Raw genomic sequence first — 16,134 nt, 5'->3', positions numbered from 1 at the left:
TATCTAATGAAGTTTAGTGAATTTACATATGAACGTCCCGATGTTGCAAGTTTGAAAACAGAGTTTGAAGAAGCGGTAAAGGTTTTTAAAGACGCGAGTTCAGCTGATGAGCAGAATGAAGCGATGAAAAAGGTCGTAGCGCTTCGTAACAGTTTCGAATCAAAAGCAAGGCTAGCCAAAATCCGCCACACGATTAATACAGAAGATGTTTATTATAAGGAAGAGCAAGCGTTTATGGATGAAAATCTGCCCGTTTATCAAGGAATGGTTACGGCTTTTCATGAAGCGCTTGTCCAATCTCCTTATAAAGATGAGTTAGAGCGTAAATGGGGCGGTCAGCTGTTCCGCTTGGCTGAATTAAAAGTGAAGACGTATTCTGAAGATGTATTAGAGGACCTCAAGCAAGAGAATAAGTTGAGCTCGGAATATGTAAAAGTGATGGCTTCAGCTAAGATCGAGTTTGACGGAAAAGAGCTGAACCTTGCGCAACTCTCTCCATACGTTCAATCTGCAGATCGCGAAACACGAAAAGCGGCGAGTAAGGCCGCGAACGCTTTTTTGAGTTCCAACCAAGAAAAGTTCGATTCCATCTATGATGAACTCGTTCATCTACGAACAGGAATCGCTAAAAAGTTAGGGTACAATAATTTTACGGAACTTGCGTATGACCGTATGGGAAGAACGGATTATAACGCCGCTGATGTCAAAGTGTTTCGTGAGCAAGTTAAAGAGATCATCGTTCCGCTTTGTACAACGTTAAAGAAACGTCAGCAAAAGCGCATCGGGATCAATGAGTTTAAGTTTTACGATGAGCCGTTCAGCTTTACAACAGGCAATCCTAAGCCTCAAGGAGATGCAGAGTGGATTGTGAATCAGTCGAAGCAGGTCTTTAGTGGGCTATCACAAGAAACTGGAGCGTTCTTCAACTATATGGCAGAAGATGAGCTCATGGATCTTGAAAGTAAAAGCGGAAAAGCGCCTGGCGGATATTGTACGTATCTACAGGACTACACGGCACCGTTCATTTTTACAAATTTCAACGGGTCCGATAACGACGTTCGCGTATTGCTGCATGAGATCGGTCATGCATTCCAGATGTATACGAGCAGAGGGTATGAAGTTCCCGAATACCAGTTCCCAACCCTTGAAGCCTGTGAAATCCATTCAATGAGTATGGAGTTCTTAACGTACCCTTGGATGGAAAAGCTGTTTGGTAAGGACACAGAAAAATATTTATACTCTCACTTAACAGGTGCGGTAGAGTTCATCCCGTACGGTGTTGCGGTTGATGAGTTTCAGCACTTTGTATACGACAATCCGGATGCGACGCCAACTGAACGTCGTTCAAAATGGAGAGAGCTTGAGAAAACCTATTTACCACATCGTGATTATGATGGGCTAGAGTACTTAGAAAACGGTGGCTTTTGGCATAGACAAGGCCACATTTTCCGCTCGCCTTTCTATTATATTGATTACACGCTCGCTCAGATCTGTGCACTTCAGTTTTGGAAGCGTGCTGGCGAGAATTCTGAGCGTGCATGGGAAGATTATTTCGCCCTTTGTCAAAAGGGAGGAAGTCTACCTTTTACAAAGCTGGTTGAGGAAGCAGGCTTGATCTCTCCTTTTGAAAAAGGTTGTGTAGCGTCGGTTGTCGGCGAAGTAGAGAAGTTCATTGCTACAGTGGATGAGGAGCAATTTGTGAAAGCTTAAATGATATAGTGATTTGTTTGAGGAGAACCGGCCGTGTGCCGGTTTTTCTTTTTTGTGAGCGATGGAGACGGACACGGGCAGGGGGTATTACTGCTGCAGAAAATGTCGAAAAATGACATCTCGTGGATAAAACGCCAAAACTTTTGGATTCAGGCACGAAACTCGTGGATTCAACGCAAAATCTTCTGGATTGATGGCGCAAACTTCTGGATTGGTCTTTATTCGCAATCGTAAATACCCTAGGGTGTATTCCTGCTAAGTTTCTCATTTTTTGAAGAATTATTGACACTTGTATGGGGAATGCTGTTTTCAGCTGCCTATATGTTTGTGAATAGGGTCTTGAGTGGTAAAATAATAAGGAATCTTAGAAGTTTTAAAGACTTTTAGTGGAAAAGGAGTAATACCAAATGGCTGAAACGAAACAGCGTAACTATACACCGCTAATTATCGGACTATCTATTGCGATCAACGTACTTGTGGCCGTGTTGTTCTTCCTGCCAGAGTATGAGGGAGAAATTGCTTTTGATGTAACGTTGCTGCCGCGTTTGAATGCGATCTTTAACAGCTTTACTTTCGTATTTTTGCTCGCTGCTCTTTATTTTGTTAAACAAAAGAACATCACGCTGCATAAGCGCTTTATCTTGGCGGCATTCACGAGTACAACATTCTTTTTGCTGTCGTATGTAACGTATCACTATTTAACAGAATCTACGTCTTATGGTGGTGAAGGTCCCCTTAAGTACGTTTATTTCTTTATCTTGATCACACACATTTTGCTTGCGATCGTTATCGTACCTCTAGCGTTAATCACCGTTACGAGAGGCTTCAACATGCAAGTGGAGAAACACCGTAAGATTGCACGTTGGACGATGCCCCTATGGCTTTATGTGAGTTTGACAGGTGTTATTGTTTATTTGATGATCGCGCCGTATTATTCATAAAAAAACAGAGGACTTTTGCTGATCATATGAAAACAGCAAAAGTCTTTTCTGTACCGAGAGGAAATGAGAGATGAGCTGGTTTTGGATCATACCTGTCGTTCTTTGCGGATTCGGAATTGCTGTTATCGTATATGGCATCCGTTATCAAAAAGAAGAAATTGAGCATAAAAAGCAGTATGACGCAAGTTACAAAGGTGGCCGTGTTTCAGAAACGTTCTTCGGTGCTCTGGTAGAATTCATCTTTGTAACCTTTATTGATAAGCTGGTAGGCTTTTTTCCGAAATGGTTCATCAAGTTTTTTATCTTTATTATCGGAGTGGGTTTCTTAAGTCTTGGTGTCTACTTTTTTCAAGATATGCCTCGAAGGTTTTAATATGCGATTCCTACACGTGACGCTGGAAAGTCATTCTTTCTTAAAAGAGAGAACGCAAAATGAGCGGTGTCTCCGGTACTGATCTTAGAACCGTCGATCGGTAAAACGTCTTTTTCCGTTCGGTACGTGCCAGTAGGTTCTCCGTCTGGCAGATAAGTGGGACAAACGATCGTCCAATTCAGCCCGCTTTCTTGCAGTTGAGTAAATGCTTTCTGATGATCTTCCGCCGCTCTTGTTAACTTACGCTTTGATTCAGATGATTGGTAGCGAAGTAGGTGAGGTTCTGTGCGGCTTTGTAAAATGCCTGCTGTACCGATCGTGATGATACGAGAGATGCCTTCCTTTTTCATTGCTTCGATAATTATAGGCATACCCTCGGAAAGGACATTAGCTCCGTCTGTTGATAGACCGCTGAAAACGACATCACATCCGGCCATGGCTTCAGTTACGGATTCCTTACTTAGAACGTCTCCTTTTGTAAAAGAGATCTGACTCAAAATAGAGTGCGGCAACTTTTCGGGGTCACGTAAAAGTGCAGAAACCCTGATTTCATCCTGGAGCGCCATTTTAGTAAAATATTGTCCGACTCTTCCTGTCGCACCTAGTATGCATAGTTTCATAAAATACCTCCTGATCGTTCTTTTCTTATCATATCATTTAATGTTAACCATCAAAAAATCCCTTACCGAAAGCTCGGCAAGGGATTTTTTTTATTGAAGGGTGATAACATCCGTGTATCGACTGTCGAGTTTATCGCCTCTTTCAGCGAATGCGACAACGCGATATTTACCTGGTGCAACAGCTTGTCCAGAGATCTTTCCGTCCCATTGGAAGTCATTATACTGTTTTGGAACATCTTCGTAGCTGCCGATCAGACCGATTTCTTTCGTCAGGTTGCTGTCGTATAGAAACAGATCGACTTTGTCGGCTTCAGCTGGGAAGTAAGCTGAAAAAGTGAATGCATTATTTCCTAATGCTGTAGCGCTGATGCTAGTGATCGAAGGGAAGTCAGGCTCTTGTACAAAGAGAATCGTCGGCACAACTACTTCTTTGCTTCCGTCATTGATGGTAATCGTTCCTTCGTGGTAGCCAGCTGCCAACTTAGAAGCGTCCACTTGTACGTTAAACTTAACGTCTTTTGAGCTGTTACCTTTGATCTTTAAATTCTTGCTTGTCGTTACTTTTACGCCTTCAAGATCTACATCAAAAGAATAATCTTTTGACTTGTTGCTTAAATTCTTAATCGTAAAGTGCTCGCCTCTAACTTCCTTGCCTTTCTTTTTGGAGAAAACGCCAAAAGAATGGCTGCCAGGAGATACAAGTGTCTCAGTTTCAATCGCTTCGACTACACGGATACTTCCTGCTCCTTGTGTATTATGCGGATATAGCTTTCCAGTAGCATCGAAAAGATCTTCCGCTGTATTCATAAGAGCTGCTTTAATATCGTCAACACCCCAGTCCGGATGTGCTTCTAATAAAAGAGCGGCAGCACCTGCAACGTGTGGAGAGGCCATACTTGTTCCTTGCTTCGCGCCGTAGCCATGCGGATTTGCAGGGTCATGAGTCGGTACAGTACTTACGATGTTTACACCAGGTGCAGAAACATCTGGTTTGATCATCCACGTATCCATTACAGGACCTCGGGAGGAGAAGTCAGCCATCAATTCACCGACCTGTTTATCAAACTTGGTGCCAAGTGTTACCGTTGTGTTTGGGTTAGAACTTAATAAGCTTTTAAGTTGAACGCCCTCAGCATTCGTTAGCTTGATGGTTGGTACTGCCATTCCAGGCACATCAACGATCTCGCCCGCAACATTGTTGTAGATGACCATTCCGATGGCGCCAGCGTTCTTCGCATTCGTTGCTTTATCTACAAACGCATACGTACCGCGTTGTGCTAAAACGAGCTTTCCTGCTACATCTTTTCCTGCAAAGTCAGCTGTTCCGGCTAAGCCAACATCGACGATTGGCAACGTTTTTCCGTTAAGTGCTAAAACGGATTCTTCAGACGGAAAGCCCATTACTTTTGCGGATGAAAAACTAGCATTTCCTGCTTTTAATGTAGCTGCATAAACGTTATATGGAAGCTGTGTAGCTCCAACAGAAATCGCTTCTCTAGATGTACCCGGTGAGCCGACCGTCCAGTTGTTTGGTCCGCTGTTTCCGTTAGACGTTACCGCTACAACGCCGTCAGACATCGCTTGATCAAGCGCTATACTCGTTGCCCAGTCAGGGTTGTTTAACGAGTTTCCAAGAGATAAGTTCATAACGTCTGCGCCGTCTTCTACCGCTTTTTCAACCCCGGCAATTACGTTCTCAGTGGAGCCGCTGCCTCCAGGTCCTAATACGCGGTACGCTAATAAAGTGGCATCAGGTGCTACACCTTTAATGCCGCCATCTGCCGCAACAGTACCCGCTACGTGCGTGCCGTGAGTAGTTTCAGCTCCTCTTGGATCGCCTTTAGGTGTTTCTTGTGGATCATTATCATTATCAACAAAGTCATATCCTTTATAGTCACCGAATGCTTGATCCAAATCCGGGTGTGTATAGTCCACTCCCGTATCAATAACGGCAACCGTCACACCTTCTCCCGTATAGCCGGATTCCCAAGCTTGGTTGGCACCGATAAAAGGCGCTGAATTCATCATCTGAGGAGAAACATCATCGAATGATTGGTCACCCATGTCATCACCTGTTGTGTGGTATTCAACATCAGGATAAACGGCTTTTACACCGGGCGTTGATAAAAGGTTTGGTATTTCGTTTGCTGCAATCTCTAGTGAAAACCCTGAGAAAACATGATCATACTCATTTTTTACTTTATATGTTTTGGAGCGTGTGGAGATTTCTTTCACCACTGCTTCACGTTTGGATTTCAAGTTTGCTTTCGTTTGTTTCTGGCCCTTCTTTTTTGCTTCTAGTACAGAAGGTTCTTTTAATTCAACCATTACTTTTGTAACATGAGAAGAGTTTAAATTGTACTTCCCGTAAAGTGTTGCTAGTTCTGGTTGTGAATCGGTTGAAGATGGAGCAGCAGATACACCAGAAAAAGCAGAAAAAACAAACGTACATGCTAATGTGAAGCTAGATGTCTTGCGTAAAAAGCTTTTCATTCAAGCGTACACCCCTTATTTTTAATATCAAGGTAATATTCTACTGCCATGTTTAAATCCCTTGGCTTTATGGTAAAAACAGATAAAAAGTCCTTATTTTGGAAAAAACAACATTGGTCTTTTGGTCTGAAAGATTCATGAGCAAATCGTAACGCTAATTCTATAGACCCATGATAAGATGGGAATATTGTTTTTTAGAGAAGGCTGTACTATAAACATTTGTTGCTTATGACTTACTAAAAGAACATCCATGAGAAGTTGATTGTAGTGTAAGGTGGGAGACTCCTGGGGGATCAGCGGGACAGGTGAGACAACTAAGGGCGCAAAGCGTCGAGATGGCTCACCGCACGCCCCCCGGAAAGCGAGCACCTGAAACGGAGGTCAACAACTTTCAAGAGCAACAATGTATAAGGAAACAGGATTAGAAAGAAGGTGAACGAATGGCTAAAGAGGAAGGTTATGGAACGATTCAGGAGAACCGGATCATTCCATTATGGAGTCTAACTGTATGGCTTGTAGTCATGAACACGACGATGTTTAACGTGGCATTACCGAGTGTTATCTCGGAATTTGATCTGAGTCCGACTGCAGGATCATGGATTGTTTCAGGCTATTCGATCGTGTTTGCCTTATCGACTATCACATTCAGTAGATTGTCAGACTTTATACCGATTGGAAGATTGTTATTTACAGGTGTCATCATATTAGGAATCGCCTCCATCATCGGGTATTTTTCAAATAGTTTTGAGTTTGTATTGATCAGTCGTATGGTTCAGGCAATGGGAGCAGGTGCGGTGCCAGGGCTAGGCATGGTGCTTGCCACAAGATATATTCCGATTTCAAGAAGAGGGCGTGCCATGTCGTTGATCTCATCAGCAGCGTCTCTTGGTTTCGGGTTAGGGCCCGTAATCGGAGGCGGTATCACACAATTGTTAGGGTGGAATTTTCTTTTTATCGTAACAGGCCTTGTGCTGCTGTTGCTGCCAGTATTTAAGGTCTATCTGCCTGTTGAACAAAAACGGGAAGGATCGTTCGACTTTGTAGGTGCACTGTTAACAGGTGGGGGAGTAACTTCATTATTACTCTACCTATCTTCATTTTCATGGTACTTGATGGGCTTGAGTGTACTCTTCTTTGGCACACTCGTATTTTATTCAAAGAAAAAGGAAGATCCGTTTATCCGTGTGAGTTTATTTAAGAACACGCTTTACGTATCGCTCTTAATCATTGGACTGATCGCGTTCATGACCCATTTTGCGCTGTTGTTCGTGATGCCGGTCATGTTGTCGAACTTATTTGGAAAAGAACCAGCTACGATCGGGTTTGTTATTTTTCCAGGTGCCATGCTTTCGGCGTTAGCCGCAATTTATGTGGGACGCTGGATTGATCGATTTGGAAATCTGCCTGTTATGCGAACGGGACTTATAGCACTGTTGGTATCCGTCGTGCTGTTTTCTCTTTTTGCAACGAAGGCATTCTATCTGACAGCGATTTTTTACATGTTTACGAGTATCGGGTTTTCTAGCTTAACGTCAAGCTTAGCTAATGAAAACTCTAGAATATTAAGCGAGGATGAAGTGGGTTCTGGAATGGGTATGCTTCAGCTTGTGCAGTTTTTTGGTGGTGCGCTTGGTGTAGCTGTTGCTGGACTGTTAATTGAGGGACAGCAAGGGATTGCGTTAGAAGCTATTTATCGTAACGTGTTTATCGTGTATACGATTCTGGTCGTCATCTCAATCGTTATTTATCGAGTGAAAATAAAAAGAAATGTGAGCCTGGAACTTGAATAAGTTCTAGACTCACATTTTTTTATTTCAGCATTCTAAAGTCATAGGAATAGATGGACTTGCCTTTGATCGATTTTAGGATATCGTTTAACCCTTTAATTTTAATATCTTCTATTTTCTTTCCTTCGGTTAAGGAATAGTGTTCGATGTAATATTTTTCTTTTAGTTTTTCGTCATGTCTTACGACGTAAAGGTGATCGTCTTTATAGAAGAGTTGCTCATGAAAGCGAACTCCGTCTTTTCGAACGTTTTTCATGGTAAATTTTTTGCTCATTTTATCCGTCTTTGTATCAAATGAGAATACCTCACCTAAACCGTTTGCGTAGTACAAGACGTTGTTATACAAGTGTGCAGAGCTTTTTGTATTGAAAGGGTAATGTGCTGTTAAGTTTTTTTCGTTTCGATAAGTAGTGATGGTAAATTCATCTTGTTGTAACGTCTTCTTGTTGATGCGATAAAGAATAACGTCTGAATTTAAGACATTAGATACGTCGTTCTCGGATATTTTTTCTAAAATCATATAATAGTATTGGTTGTCTGCAAGGATGGGGGAAGATCCACTTAAGCTAGAATTCTTAGGCTTTTTTATTTGAATGATATCTTGAATTTCCATATTATTTTTTGAGGGCGTTATTTTTCGTAAAAAATATTCACTTGCCTCAATATTTTCTGTTAGTGCGATGATCTCATCCTTATCCACCCCGGAAGTTCCAATATAATATGGAATATTATCTTTATGAAATCCCTTTTCATTACCGTATAAAATATTTGAATCATAGCCACCGTTCGAATTAAAGCCAGAATTAAAAAGAGTAAAAAATAAATTTTCTTTCTCGAGATAACCTGTTCTTTCACCCGTGTACTGTGATTTCTTCATATTAAACTCTTTATAGGTATCTCCGACTAATCGAATCTTATCTCTATCGACTAATAGAACCTCGTTATTTCCTGCAGCAACACTTCCAAGCTCTAAGCCGTTCATCTTAAAGGCATCTGCTTCCCCTTTGTCATTGATGAAAACAGCAAGGCTGATTCCTCTACCATCCATGTCTTGGTCCGCAGTCGTTGAAAAATAGAGAACAGCTTTTTTATCAGATAAGAAATCTTTTTCCTTTATTGCCTCCTTTTTGACTGAAAGTGAAGCACTGATATGTTGGTTAAAGAAAAATTGATAAACAAGGCCTCCAACGAAAAGAATGACTAAAGAAAAAAACAATAATTTCTTCACTGTACTCTCCTTTTGTAAGAAACAAGGCAATAAGTTCGTAGTTACACGTCCTTATTGCCTTATTATTTTTTATATATTCCGGACGAGCTGTGTGGCTGGTGCATCCCGGACATCTCGAGGGTAAACACCTAACCCGCCATCTACGTCTAAATCTAAGTTTCCATTTAATTTATAAGCCGACCAGACCAGTTTGGAACAGTTCTTATCACCAATATGTGAAGTTGAACGGTTGGTCACGAAGTTATAAGAATACGCATCAATGCCAACGCGGCTAAACGCCCAGTTTGCAGCATTATTACGGTTTGACGAGCTTGTTGTAACAGATTTGACCTGTGCATCTCCTTGATCCACTTTTCGTAATGTGGTTGAGATCGTCCGCACACCTGTTTCAGGGACAGATTCAACAATGACGTCGCTCGAGTAATACATGCCCACGTGTCCATGGTTCATGTAGGCGGTTTGAGATGCGGTGTAATAGAAGTTTCCTTTCGAACTTGGTCCAACAGAAACGGTTCCTCCACTGCTACCCATTGTGCCGATCTTACCGCTTGGTTGCTTTTCTTTCTTGCTCTTTGTTTGATCCTGTTTTAATTCTTCGTAGATCTGTTTAAGAAGTGCATCCTCTGTATCGCCTGTGTTTTTTGCGATAGCCTGAACGCTAGAAAGCAACTCAGCTGATGTTAAATCTGGCTGCATACTTAGGATTTCATCTTTGTACGAAATTTGATCTTGAGCAAAAGCACTTGGTACCGAAAAAGCTGCGAGACAGAATGCTAAAACACTAGTAACTAGATGTTTTTTCATATTCCAAACCTCCTGCCGTAATACGGGACCCCTTTGTCGACAAGTTCAATTTACCATTTATATACAGGTGAGTAAATGCGAAAACGAATAAACAGTAGGGTGGACTTATGAGGGAAATGAAAGATACCCCTAAAGGACTGTGCAGGATTTACATAAAAGGATAAGAAACAGGTCAAAAGGTATTGCAAAGTACTAGTAAGATTGGATGCATTTCATGTTTGTTTAAATTACCGAGATCTTGAAACGAGGAATGTGGATGGCCGTAAATGGAGTATTCTCTTAAGAGCTGTTGAGTAAATGGGTGCGGGAAATAAATTGTGTGGGGTCAGACCCCTCATTAAACTTTCTATGAAACTGCCGATATTTATTATGAGATGCCTAAACAGGCGAAACTTTAACAAAGTAACACAATTTCGGAGAAAGATGAGGGACGAATTCGTGGAAAGAAACAAAGAACTGATTGATTCATTATTGAAGCTTCAGGAGCTATTAGACACAGTACCAGACACTGTAGAGGCCATACCCGCTTTCACACAATACATCCGCTCTTTTTTACGTATTAAACCAACAGGCAGAACGTTACCGACTATCGAGATTATGACCATGATCAAGAGACGAAAGCCAAACTTGTATCAACTGTTAAAACGGCATTCGAACGATGACATGCTATCGATGTTAACGAATCTAGATATGGATTATGAGTTAGCTCAATTAAAGATCGAACGCATTCTTCAAGGAGAGGTCATCGCTTAAGCGGTGTCTTTTTTATTTTTGTTAATCTTCGTTATAATGAGTGAAAGGAGTGAGAAATTTGCAAAGTGTTGGATTTATCGGAACAGGTGTAATGGGAAAAAGCATGGCCGGTCACTTGATGAATGCAGGTTATCCAGTCCATGTTTATACAAGAACGAAAGCAAAAGCAGAAGATCTTCTTGAAAAAGGAGCTAAATGGGCAGACACACCAAAAGAAATCGCTCAAAACTGTGATGTGATCATCACGATGGTCGGATATCCGAAAGATGTAGAAGAAGTCTACCTAGGTGCAGAAGGGTTAGTTGCACACGCAAAGGAAGGTTCTTACTTAATCGATATGACAACTTCTAGTCCACAGCTGGCACAAAAAATTGAACGAACGGCAGCTGAACGGAAGATTGCTACGCTTGATGCACCTGTTTCTGGCGGTGATATCGGTGCCAGAGATGCCAAACTATCCATCATGGTAGGTGGTTCGGAATCTGCATTTCACGATATGGAGCCGATTTTCTCTAAAATGGGTACGAACGTTGTCTATCAAGGAAAAGCCGGATCTGGTCAGCATACAAAAATGTGTAATCAGATTGCGATCGCCTCAGGTATGATGGGCGTTTGCGAAGCGATTCTTTACGCGGAAAAAGCAGGATTAGACCCAGAGAACGTGCTGAAAAGTATCGAATCGGGTGCGGCAGGAAGCTGGAATCTTAGCAACCTTGGGCCAAGAATTCTAAAAGGAGATTTTGCTCCTGGCTTTTACGTAAAACATTTTATAAAAGATATGAACATCGCATTGAAATCAGCGGAAGAGATGGGCTTATTGACGCCAGGATTGCAACTCGCAAAGAAACTATACGATGAGCTTGCTGAGATGGGTGAAGAAGATAGCGGTACACATGCATTATATAAACGTTTAGCGAACCAAGGATAATTCACCTTGGTTTCTTTTTTTGCTCTTTACAAAGCGTAATAATTACGATTAAATATAGGGTGCATTACTAAAACACTTGAGACGAGATACTAGACTTCATTCATAACGAAACTAGTATACTAATAAATAAAAACAGATGGAGTAGAGGAGCGTTAGACGATGAAGGACCTTGCAACAAGAGATGTTATAAGAAAAGAGATGATAGGGCTTTTATTGCTAGCTATCTTTATTATTTCTTTTCTATTTATGGAAGAAATTAAAAATGATTCTGTTTTTGATAACTTGCCGAGTTCCATCATGCATGTGAACACGGTGTTTTTAAGTATTTTAATAGAAGCTGTTCCTTTTATTTTACTAGGAGTTTTCGTTTCTGCACTAATACAGACCTTTGTAACAGAACAGCATATCCAGCGAATAATTCCAAAGAATCCGTTCTTAGGAATCGGTGTTGTTCTATTTATGGGAGTGATTTTCCCAGTCTGCGAGTGTGCGATCATACCTGTCGTAAGACGCTTGATCAAAAAAGGACTTCCACTGCATCTTGGAACGGTTTTTCTATTAACCGTTCCTATCGTGAACCCAGTCGTAATTCTATCCACTTTTTATGCGTTTCGTAACAATATGGCAGTCGTATATGGCAGAATTGGACTGGCACTTCTTGTCGCAATCATCATCGGATTGATCGTATATTGGGTTTTTCGCAATAAAGATCAACTCAGATTACACGTAGAGCATGGCGCTCACGATCATTCACATGGTATTACGATGAGCCGTTGGAAACAAACGGTGTATCATGCATCTGATGAGTTCTTTGATACTGGGAAGTTCCTTATTTTTGGTGCGTTTTTAGCAAGTATGTTCCAAGTGTTCATCAATCGTAATGACCTTTTGGCGCTAGGAGGCAATGAGTGGTCATCAACAGGTCTGATGATGGGACTTGCTTTCTTGTTATCTATTTGTTCAGAGGCAGATGCCTTTATCGCGGCTTCATTCGGAAGTACGTTTACGGTAGGATCGATCATTGCGTTCTTGGTTTATGGACCGATGCTTGATGTGAAGAACATGCTTATGATGTTTGCTTATTTTAAAACACGTTTTGTATTTGTATTAATGGGATTAATAACGCTAACCGTTTTTGCTGTAACGATGGTGTATCAATTTGTGGTATAGAAAGGGAGGGAAGAAACAATGAATAAAGAGAGTCGAGATTTTCATACGTACTTAAGAGGTATCATCTTAATCGGTTTCATGCTCCTGCTGATCGGATTAATCACAACTGGGAAGCTGAATTATTATGTAGCACCGAAAATGCATATCTTCGTCTATTTTGCGATCGGCATTTTAGGAATTTTAGGTGTGATGCAGTTCTTTAGACGATCGGATGAACAGCATGATGACGCATGTGGATGTGGTGTGGATCATACACCTAAGGGTAGGCCGCTCAAGCATTTCTTTATCTATATGATCTTTGTGATTCCTCTTCTTACAGGGTTCATGATTCCTGAAAAAGCGATGGACAGCTCTGTTGCTGAGAAGCGTGGCATTCGTTACGGAACGGGATTATATGCAAAACCAGCTCAAAAAACGGAAGAAGGTAAAGTAACCACAACACAGAATATTGATGTGGAAGCCTATTTAGATGATCCTGAAGGTTACATTAAAGAGATGGAAAAGAACGTAAAGGAAGAAAATCCGGTCGAGACTTATGATGTAACGGAGTATTATAAAAAGTTCGGAAAAGAACAGTTAGCGAAGGATAAAGTGAAAGTAACATCTGATCACTATCTCGATACGATGACTGTTTTGGATATCTACCTTGATAAGTTCAAAGGAAAAGAAATCGAAACGACAGGATTTGTGTATCGTGAAGACGGAATGAGTGAAAATCAAGCCGTTATTGCGCGCTTTTCAATGAATTGCTGCAGTGCGGATGCCGTGGTATATGGAACCATTATTGAAGGCGATGGAGTATCCAAACTTAAAGCGGATGAATGGTATACCGTTACAGGAACTATTGATGAAACAGAATTGAACAAAGTGCGTCTGCCATTAGTGCAGGTTGAGTCTTTAGAAAAAATTAAGCCAATTAAAGATCCATATGTGTATCCGAGCCCTGAGAGTTTGGGAGCTTATTAATTTACAATGACAACGTTAAAAGGACCTCTAAATGGGGTCCTTTTTAATTTTACTTTGTATGATGTGCAAAGTTAGTGAATGCATATGTCTTATATTCTCCATTATCAGATGAGTATCTTAAAAGATTTCGATCCTGTGGAATACCGTGAAAATAAGCCCCAATACACCCTGTTGTACATCTGTGTCCATATCAGAACGATAACTAACCTCTAATTCGCGTAAGAAGCTAAACACGCGTTCTACATAGCTATTAATATTTTCTACTCCTTTGTACCGATTAGGATCAGGAATAAATCCATCAAAAATAACTTCGCTTTTTTTCAACTGATCGGCTTCTCCTAAGTCAAAAACGTCAAGTCTGCTATCGATTCTCGCTTTTTTTCCAGTTGCTATCTCAGCTGTCTGAATGGCTCGTTCTTGTGGAGAGGAAAAGACATAATCAAACCTTGTATCTTTAAGCTGTTCTCTTAAACGTTCTGCTTGTGTGATTCCTATTTGATTTAAAGGCAAGCCCATTCTACCTTGCAGCCTTTTTTCTTTGTTTAAATCTGTTTCTCCTTGCCGAATAACATATATCATTAATTCAGCTCCCTATCTCCTTAGTATGCTTGTGAACCCAAAGAAATATTAATCGGACAGATTACTTCTTCAATTGGATAGATTAATGAAGCAATCGGACAGATTATTACATGAAATGGACAGATATTCATTTGAATTGGACAGATTATCCCGTCAACCCGCTAAATTACTGGAGGGATAAATCCTTAGTACACGTACGTTCCAACAACAAAGAGTTCGAACAATACGGTAAGTCCGATAAAATATGAAACTTGTGCAAACAATCCCCAATCCTTATCTCTAGCTACCTGCATCACCCACAGTGCTATCGCGGAAACAATCATAGGAATGATGAATGAGCTTCCGGTAAAGGTAAGGTATTTCGGTGCTAGTGTATAGAATGTGTTGTTGAACAATGATTGAATCACATAAAGCTGTGTAATAACAAAAAGTGCGATCGCAGTCCATTTCGCCCAAGGTTTTTCATCCTCAATGACATCAATACGTACAAAATAAAGAATTCCTAAGAACAATACTGACGGCACTACCCAAATGAATGCGTTCGTCATAGCGATGAACGATACAACGAAAGCCGTAAACGCGTCAAACGTGGCAGTATATAAATCTTGTTTCCCCATTTTTTTACTCGCACTCTTAATCTCTGAATCTTGGCTTGCTAAATAAAGTCTATAATCACTGACAGATTCTGCTTTTAACCAAGCAATCGTCTTTTCATCCACCTGTATCGGATAAACTGAAAAATCACTCGTTGTACTGATTCGTGCTGCTTCCCACTTGTCGCCATTTAAGGTTGCTTTGTAAATGTTGCCCGCTTCCTTTTTAGTAGAAATCGGTCCTTTCGCTGCAAATAGAATGATAGGCTTGTTGTTTTCTACGTTTAACTGCTGGTAAGAAGGGTTTTCGATCTCATAACCAAGCTCTGAGCTGTATAACTTAACATTGCTGAAATCAATAGCTTTAAGCTGGTCCGTAGGTGCTGCACCATAAAACGTTTTAAACGTCTTCGTTCCTTGTTTAGAAGAATAAAAGGTATACATAAAATGAACTTGATCATCTGCTTCAGCAAAGCGGAAGTTATAGATTTTATCTGTCGGTGTTTTGCTGTATCGCGTGATAGATTGAGCGCTATATTTTCCGTCTGCTTCTTTTAAATAAAATGCTTCCATCTCTACTTTTTGACCAACCGTTGCGATAAATGATTGAGATGCTGGATGACCTGATAGCTCTGATAGTTTTTCCTTAGCTGTAAATATGGATTGACTCTTCCCAACTTCAGGGTTAAATACAAATACTTTATTACCTTTTGAATAAGCAAATCGGTCTTTAGCATCAGCTAAAAGTTCCACTTCTTTATCTACAACGGTTTGTTTACCTTCTTCATACAGAATAAGCTCACCACGCGAGATAAAGGCAATCTGTTTTCCGTTTGTCCAATAGTTCGCTCTTTCATCGAGAGGAAGGTTCTCTGTCTTTTCAGAGACTAGATTTAGACTTTTATCTAAAGTCGTCACTTGTAAACCGTCTTTTTGATGGGTATACACATAATATTGGTCATCTCTTTTTATAACAGTTGGTTCAGCGCTAATGGATTGTGCAGGTGTCTCCACAGAACGGCTCCAATCAGGATCAGGAAGCCTCGTCTCTTGACGAACATTATTCCAGATCACTGCCCCGATCAGGATTAAAACGACTATGAAAGGAAGTAATAAAGCTCTGTAATTAGATTGATTTCTTTTCTTTTTCTTTTTTGTTTTTACATTCGTATTCATGCTGATTAATCCC

The 16,134-nt window shown here is 40.7% G+C and carries 13 protein-coding genes and 1 pseudogene; 8 read left to right on the top strand and 6 right to left on the bottom strand.

The genetic code is table 11. From position 1 onward, the window contains the following. The first annotated feature begins 6 nt into the window (after positions 1-6). The 3 genes from I5J82_RS16505 (at position 7) to I5J82_RS16495 (ending at position 3,024) form a co-directional block, all read left to right on the top strand. Positions 7-1,710 (top strand): M3 family oligoendopeptidase, encoded by a 1,704-nt coding sequence (locus I5J82_RS16505; RefSeq protein ID WP_198768754.1) that lies wholly within the window; start codon positions 7-9, stop codon positions 1,708-1,710. A gap of 407 nt (positions 1,711-2,117) precedes the next feature. Continuing rightward, positions 2,118-2,651 carry a DUF420 domain-containing protein gene (locus tag I5J82_RS16500; RefSeq protein ID WP_066399222.1) on the top strand — a complete coding sequence of 178 codons (534 nt, stop codon included), beginning with the start codon at positions 2,118-2,120 and terminating at the stop codon, positions 2,649-2,651. Positions 2,652-2,721: 70 nt separating this feature from the next. Further along, the gene (locus I5J82_RS16495; RefSeq protein WP_198768753.1) at positions 2,722-3,024 is read left to right on the top strand and encodes a hypothetical protein; all 303 of its coding nucleotides are present in this window, start codon (positions 2,722-2,724) and stop codon (positions 3,022-3,024) included. Here the strand turns inward: I5J82_RS16495 and I5J82_RS16490 are convergent. Continuing rightward, a complete protein-coding gene (locus I5J82_RS16490; RefSeq protein ID WP_198768752.1) occupies positions 3,021-3,644 on the bottom strand; it encodes an NAD(P)-dependent oxidoreductase in 624 nt (207 codons plus the stop codon). The two genes, I5J82_RS16495 and I5J82_RS16490, sit on opposite strands and share 4 nt — an antisense overlap. Positions 3,645-3,734: 90 nt before the next feature. Next, positions 3,735-6,137, bottom strand: coding sequence for a S8 family peptidase (locus tag I5J82_RS16485; RefSeq protein WP_198768751.1), 2,403 nt, complete (start codon positions 6,135-6,137; stop codon positions 3,735-3,737). A 440-nt stretch (positions 6,138-6,577) separates the two neighbouring features. Here I5J82_RS16485 and I5J82_RS16480 point away from each other — a divergent pair, with 440 nt between their 5' ends. Then, positions 6,578-7,927 carry an MFS transporter gene (locus I5J82_RS16480; protein ID WP_198768750.1) on the top strand — a complete coding sequence of 450 codons (1,350 nt, stop codon included), beginning with the start codon at positions 6,578-6,580 and terminating at the stop codon, positions 7,925-7,927. 19 nt (positions 7,928-7,946) lie between these two features. Here the strand turns inward: I5J82_RS16480 and I5J82_RS16475 are convergent, their stop codons facing one another. Together I5J82_RS16475 and I5J82_RS16470 are read right to left on the bottom strand one after the other, a co-directional pair. Next, positions 7,947-9,152, bottom strand: coding sequence for a hypothetical protein (locus I5J82_RS16475; RefSeq protein ID WP_198768749.1), 1,206 nt, complete (start codon positions 9,150-9,152; stop codon positions 7,947-7,949). A gap of 69 nt (positions 9,153-9,221) precedes the next feature. After that, positions 9,222-9,956: a YiiX/YebB-like N1pC/P60 family cysteine hydrolase gene (locus tag I5J82_RS16470; RefSeq protein WP_198768748.1), complete on the bottom strand. Its 735-nt coding sequence runs from the start codon at positions 9,954-9,956 to the stop codon at positions 9,222-9,224. Between the two features lie 438 nt (positions 9,957-10,394). On the opposite strand from I5J82_RS16470, the gene I5J82_RS16465 reads away from it, so the two are divergent. The 4 genes from I5J82_RS16465 to I5J82_RS16450 all read left to right on the top strand — a co-directional run bounded on the left by I5J82_RS16465 (position 10,395) and on the right by I5J82_RS16450 (position 13,773). Further along, positions 10,395-10,709: a hypothetical protein gene (locus I5J82_RS16465; protein ID WP_198768747.1), complete on the top strand. Its 315-nt coding sequence runs from the start codon at positions 10,395-10,397 to the stop codon at positions 10,707-10,709. A 58-nt stretch (positions 10,710-10,767) separates the two neighbouring features. After that, complete coding sequence (locus I5J82_RS16460; protein ID WP_269819579.1) at positions 10,768-11,637, top strand: NAD(P)-dependent oxidoreductase; 870 nt, start codon at positions 10,768-10,770, stop codon at positions 11,635-11,637. Between the two features lie 159 nt (positions 11,638-11,796). Next, complete coding sequence (locus tag I5J82_RS16455) at positions 11,797-12,807, top strand: permease (protein WP_198768746.1); 1,011 nt, start codon at positions 11,797-11,799, stop codon at positions 12,805-12,807. A gap of 18 nt (positions 12,808-12,825) precedes the next feature. Then, entirely contained in the window at positions 12,826-13,773 is a 948-nt protein-coding gene (locus I5J82_RS16450; RefSeq protein WP_198768745.1) for a TIGR03943 family putative permease subunit, read from the top strand. A 49-nt stretch (positions 13,774-13,822) separates the two neighbouring features. On the opposite strand, the pseudogene I5J82_RS16445 reads toward I5J82_RS16450, so the two are convergent. Continuing rightward, positions 13,823-14,352 (bottom strand): annotated as a pseudogene (locus tag I5J82_RS16445) (histidine phosphatase family protein). A 185-nt stretch (positions 14,353-14,537) separates the two neighbouring features. After that, complete coding sequence (locus tag I5J82_RS16440; RefSeq protein WP_198768744.1) at positions 14,538-16,121, bottom strand: hypothetical protein; 1,584 nt, start codon at positions 16,119-16,121, stop codon at positions 14,538-14,540. Positions 16,122-16,134: the final 13 nt, after the last annotated feature.

It is taken from the genome of Fictibacillus halophilus (genome assembly GCF_016401385.1).
GTDB lineage: Bacteria > Bacillota > Bacilli > Bacillales > Fictibacillaceae > Fictibacillus > Fictibacillus halophilus.
This window is presented reverse-complemented; position numbering and strand designations above follow the sequence as displayed.

Bases quoted from the DNA above. Each gene is read 5' to 3' on its own strand.
- I5J82_RS16470 (WP_198768748.1), bottom strand. From the start codon at position 9,956: ATGAAAAAACATCTAGTTACTAGTGTTTTAGCATTCTGTCTCGCAGCT.
- I5J82_RS16480 (WP_198768750.1), top strand. From the start codon at position 6,578: ATGGCTAAAGAGGAAGGTTATGGAACGATTCAGGAGAACCGGATCATT.
- I5J82_RS16455 (WP_198768746.1), top strand. From the start codon at position 11,797: ATGAAGGACCTTGCAACAAGAGATGTTATAAGAAAAGAGATGATAGGG.
- I5J82_RS16490 (WP_198768752.1), bottom strand. From the start codon at position 3,644: ATGAAACTATGCATACTAGGTGCGACAGGAAGAGTCGGACAATATTTT.
- I5J82_RS16485 (WP_198768751.1), bottom strand. From the start codon at position 6,137: ATGAAAAGCTTTTTACGCAAGACATCTAGCTTCACATTAGCATGTACG.
- I5J82_RS16495 (WP_198768753.1), top strand. From the start codon at position 2,722: ATGAGCTGGTTTTGGATCATACCTGTCGTTCTTTGCGGATTCGGAATT.
- I5J82_RS16500 (WP_066399222.1), top strand. From the start codon at position 2,118: ATGGCTGAAACGAAACAGCGTAACTATACACCGCTAATTATCGGACTA.
- I5J82_RS16450 (WP_198768745.1), top strand. From the start codon at position 12,826: ATGAATAAAGAGAGTCGAGATTTTCATACGTACTTAAGAGGTATCATC.
- I5J82_RS16440 (WP_198768744.1), bottom strand. From the start codon at position 16,121: ATGAATACGAATGTAAAAACAAAAAAGAAAAAGAAAAGAAATCAATCT.
- I5J82_RS16505 (WP_198768754.1), top strand. From the start codon at position 7: ATGAAGTTTAGTGAATTTACATATGAACGTCCCGATGTTGCAAGTTTG.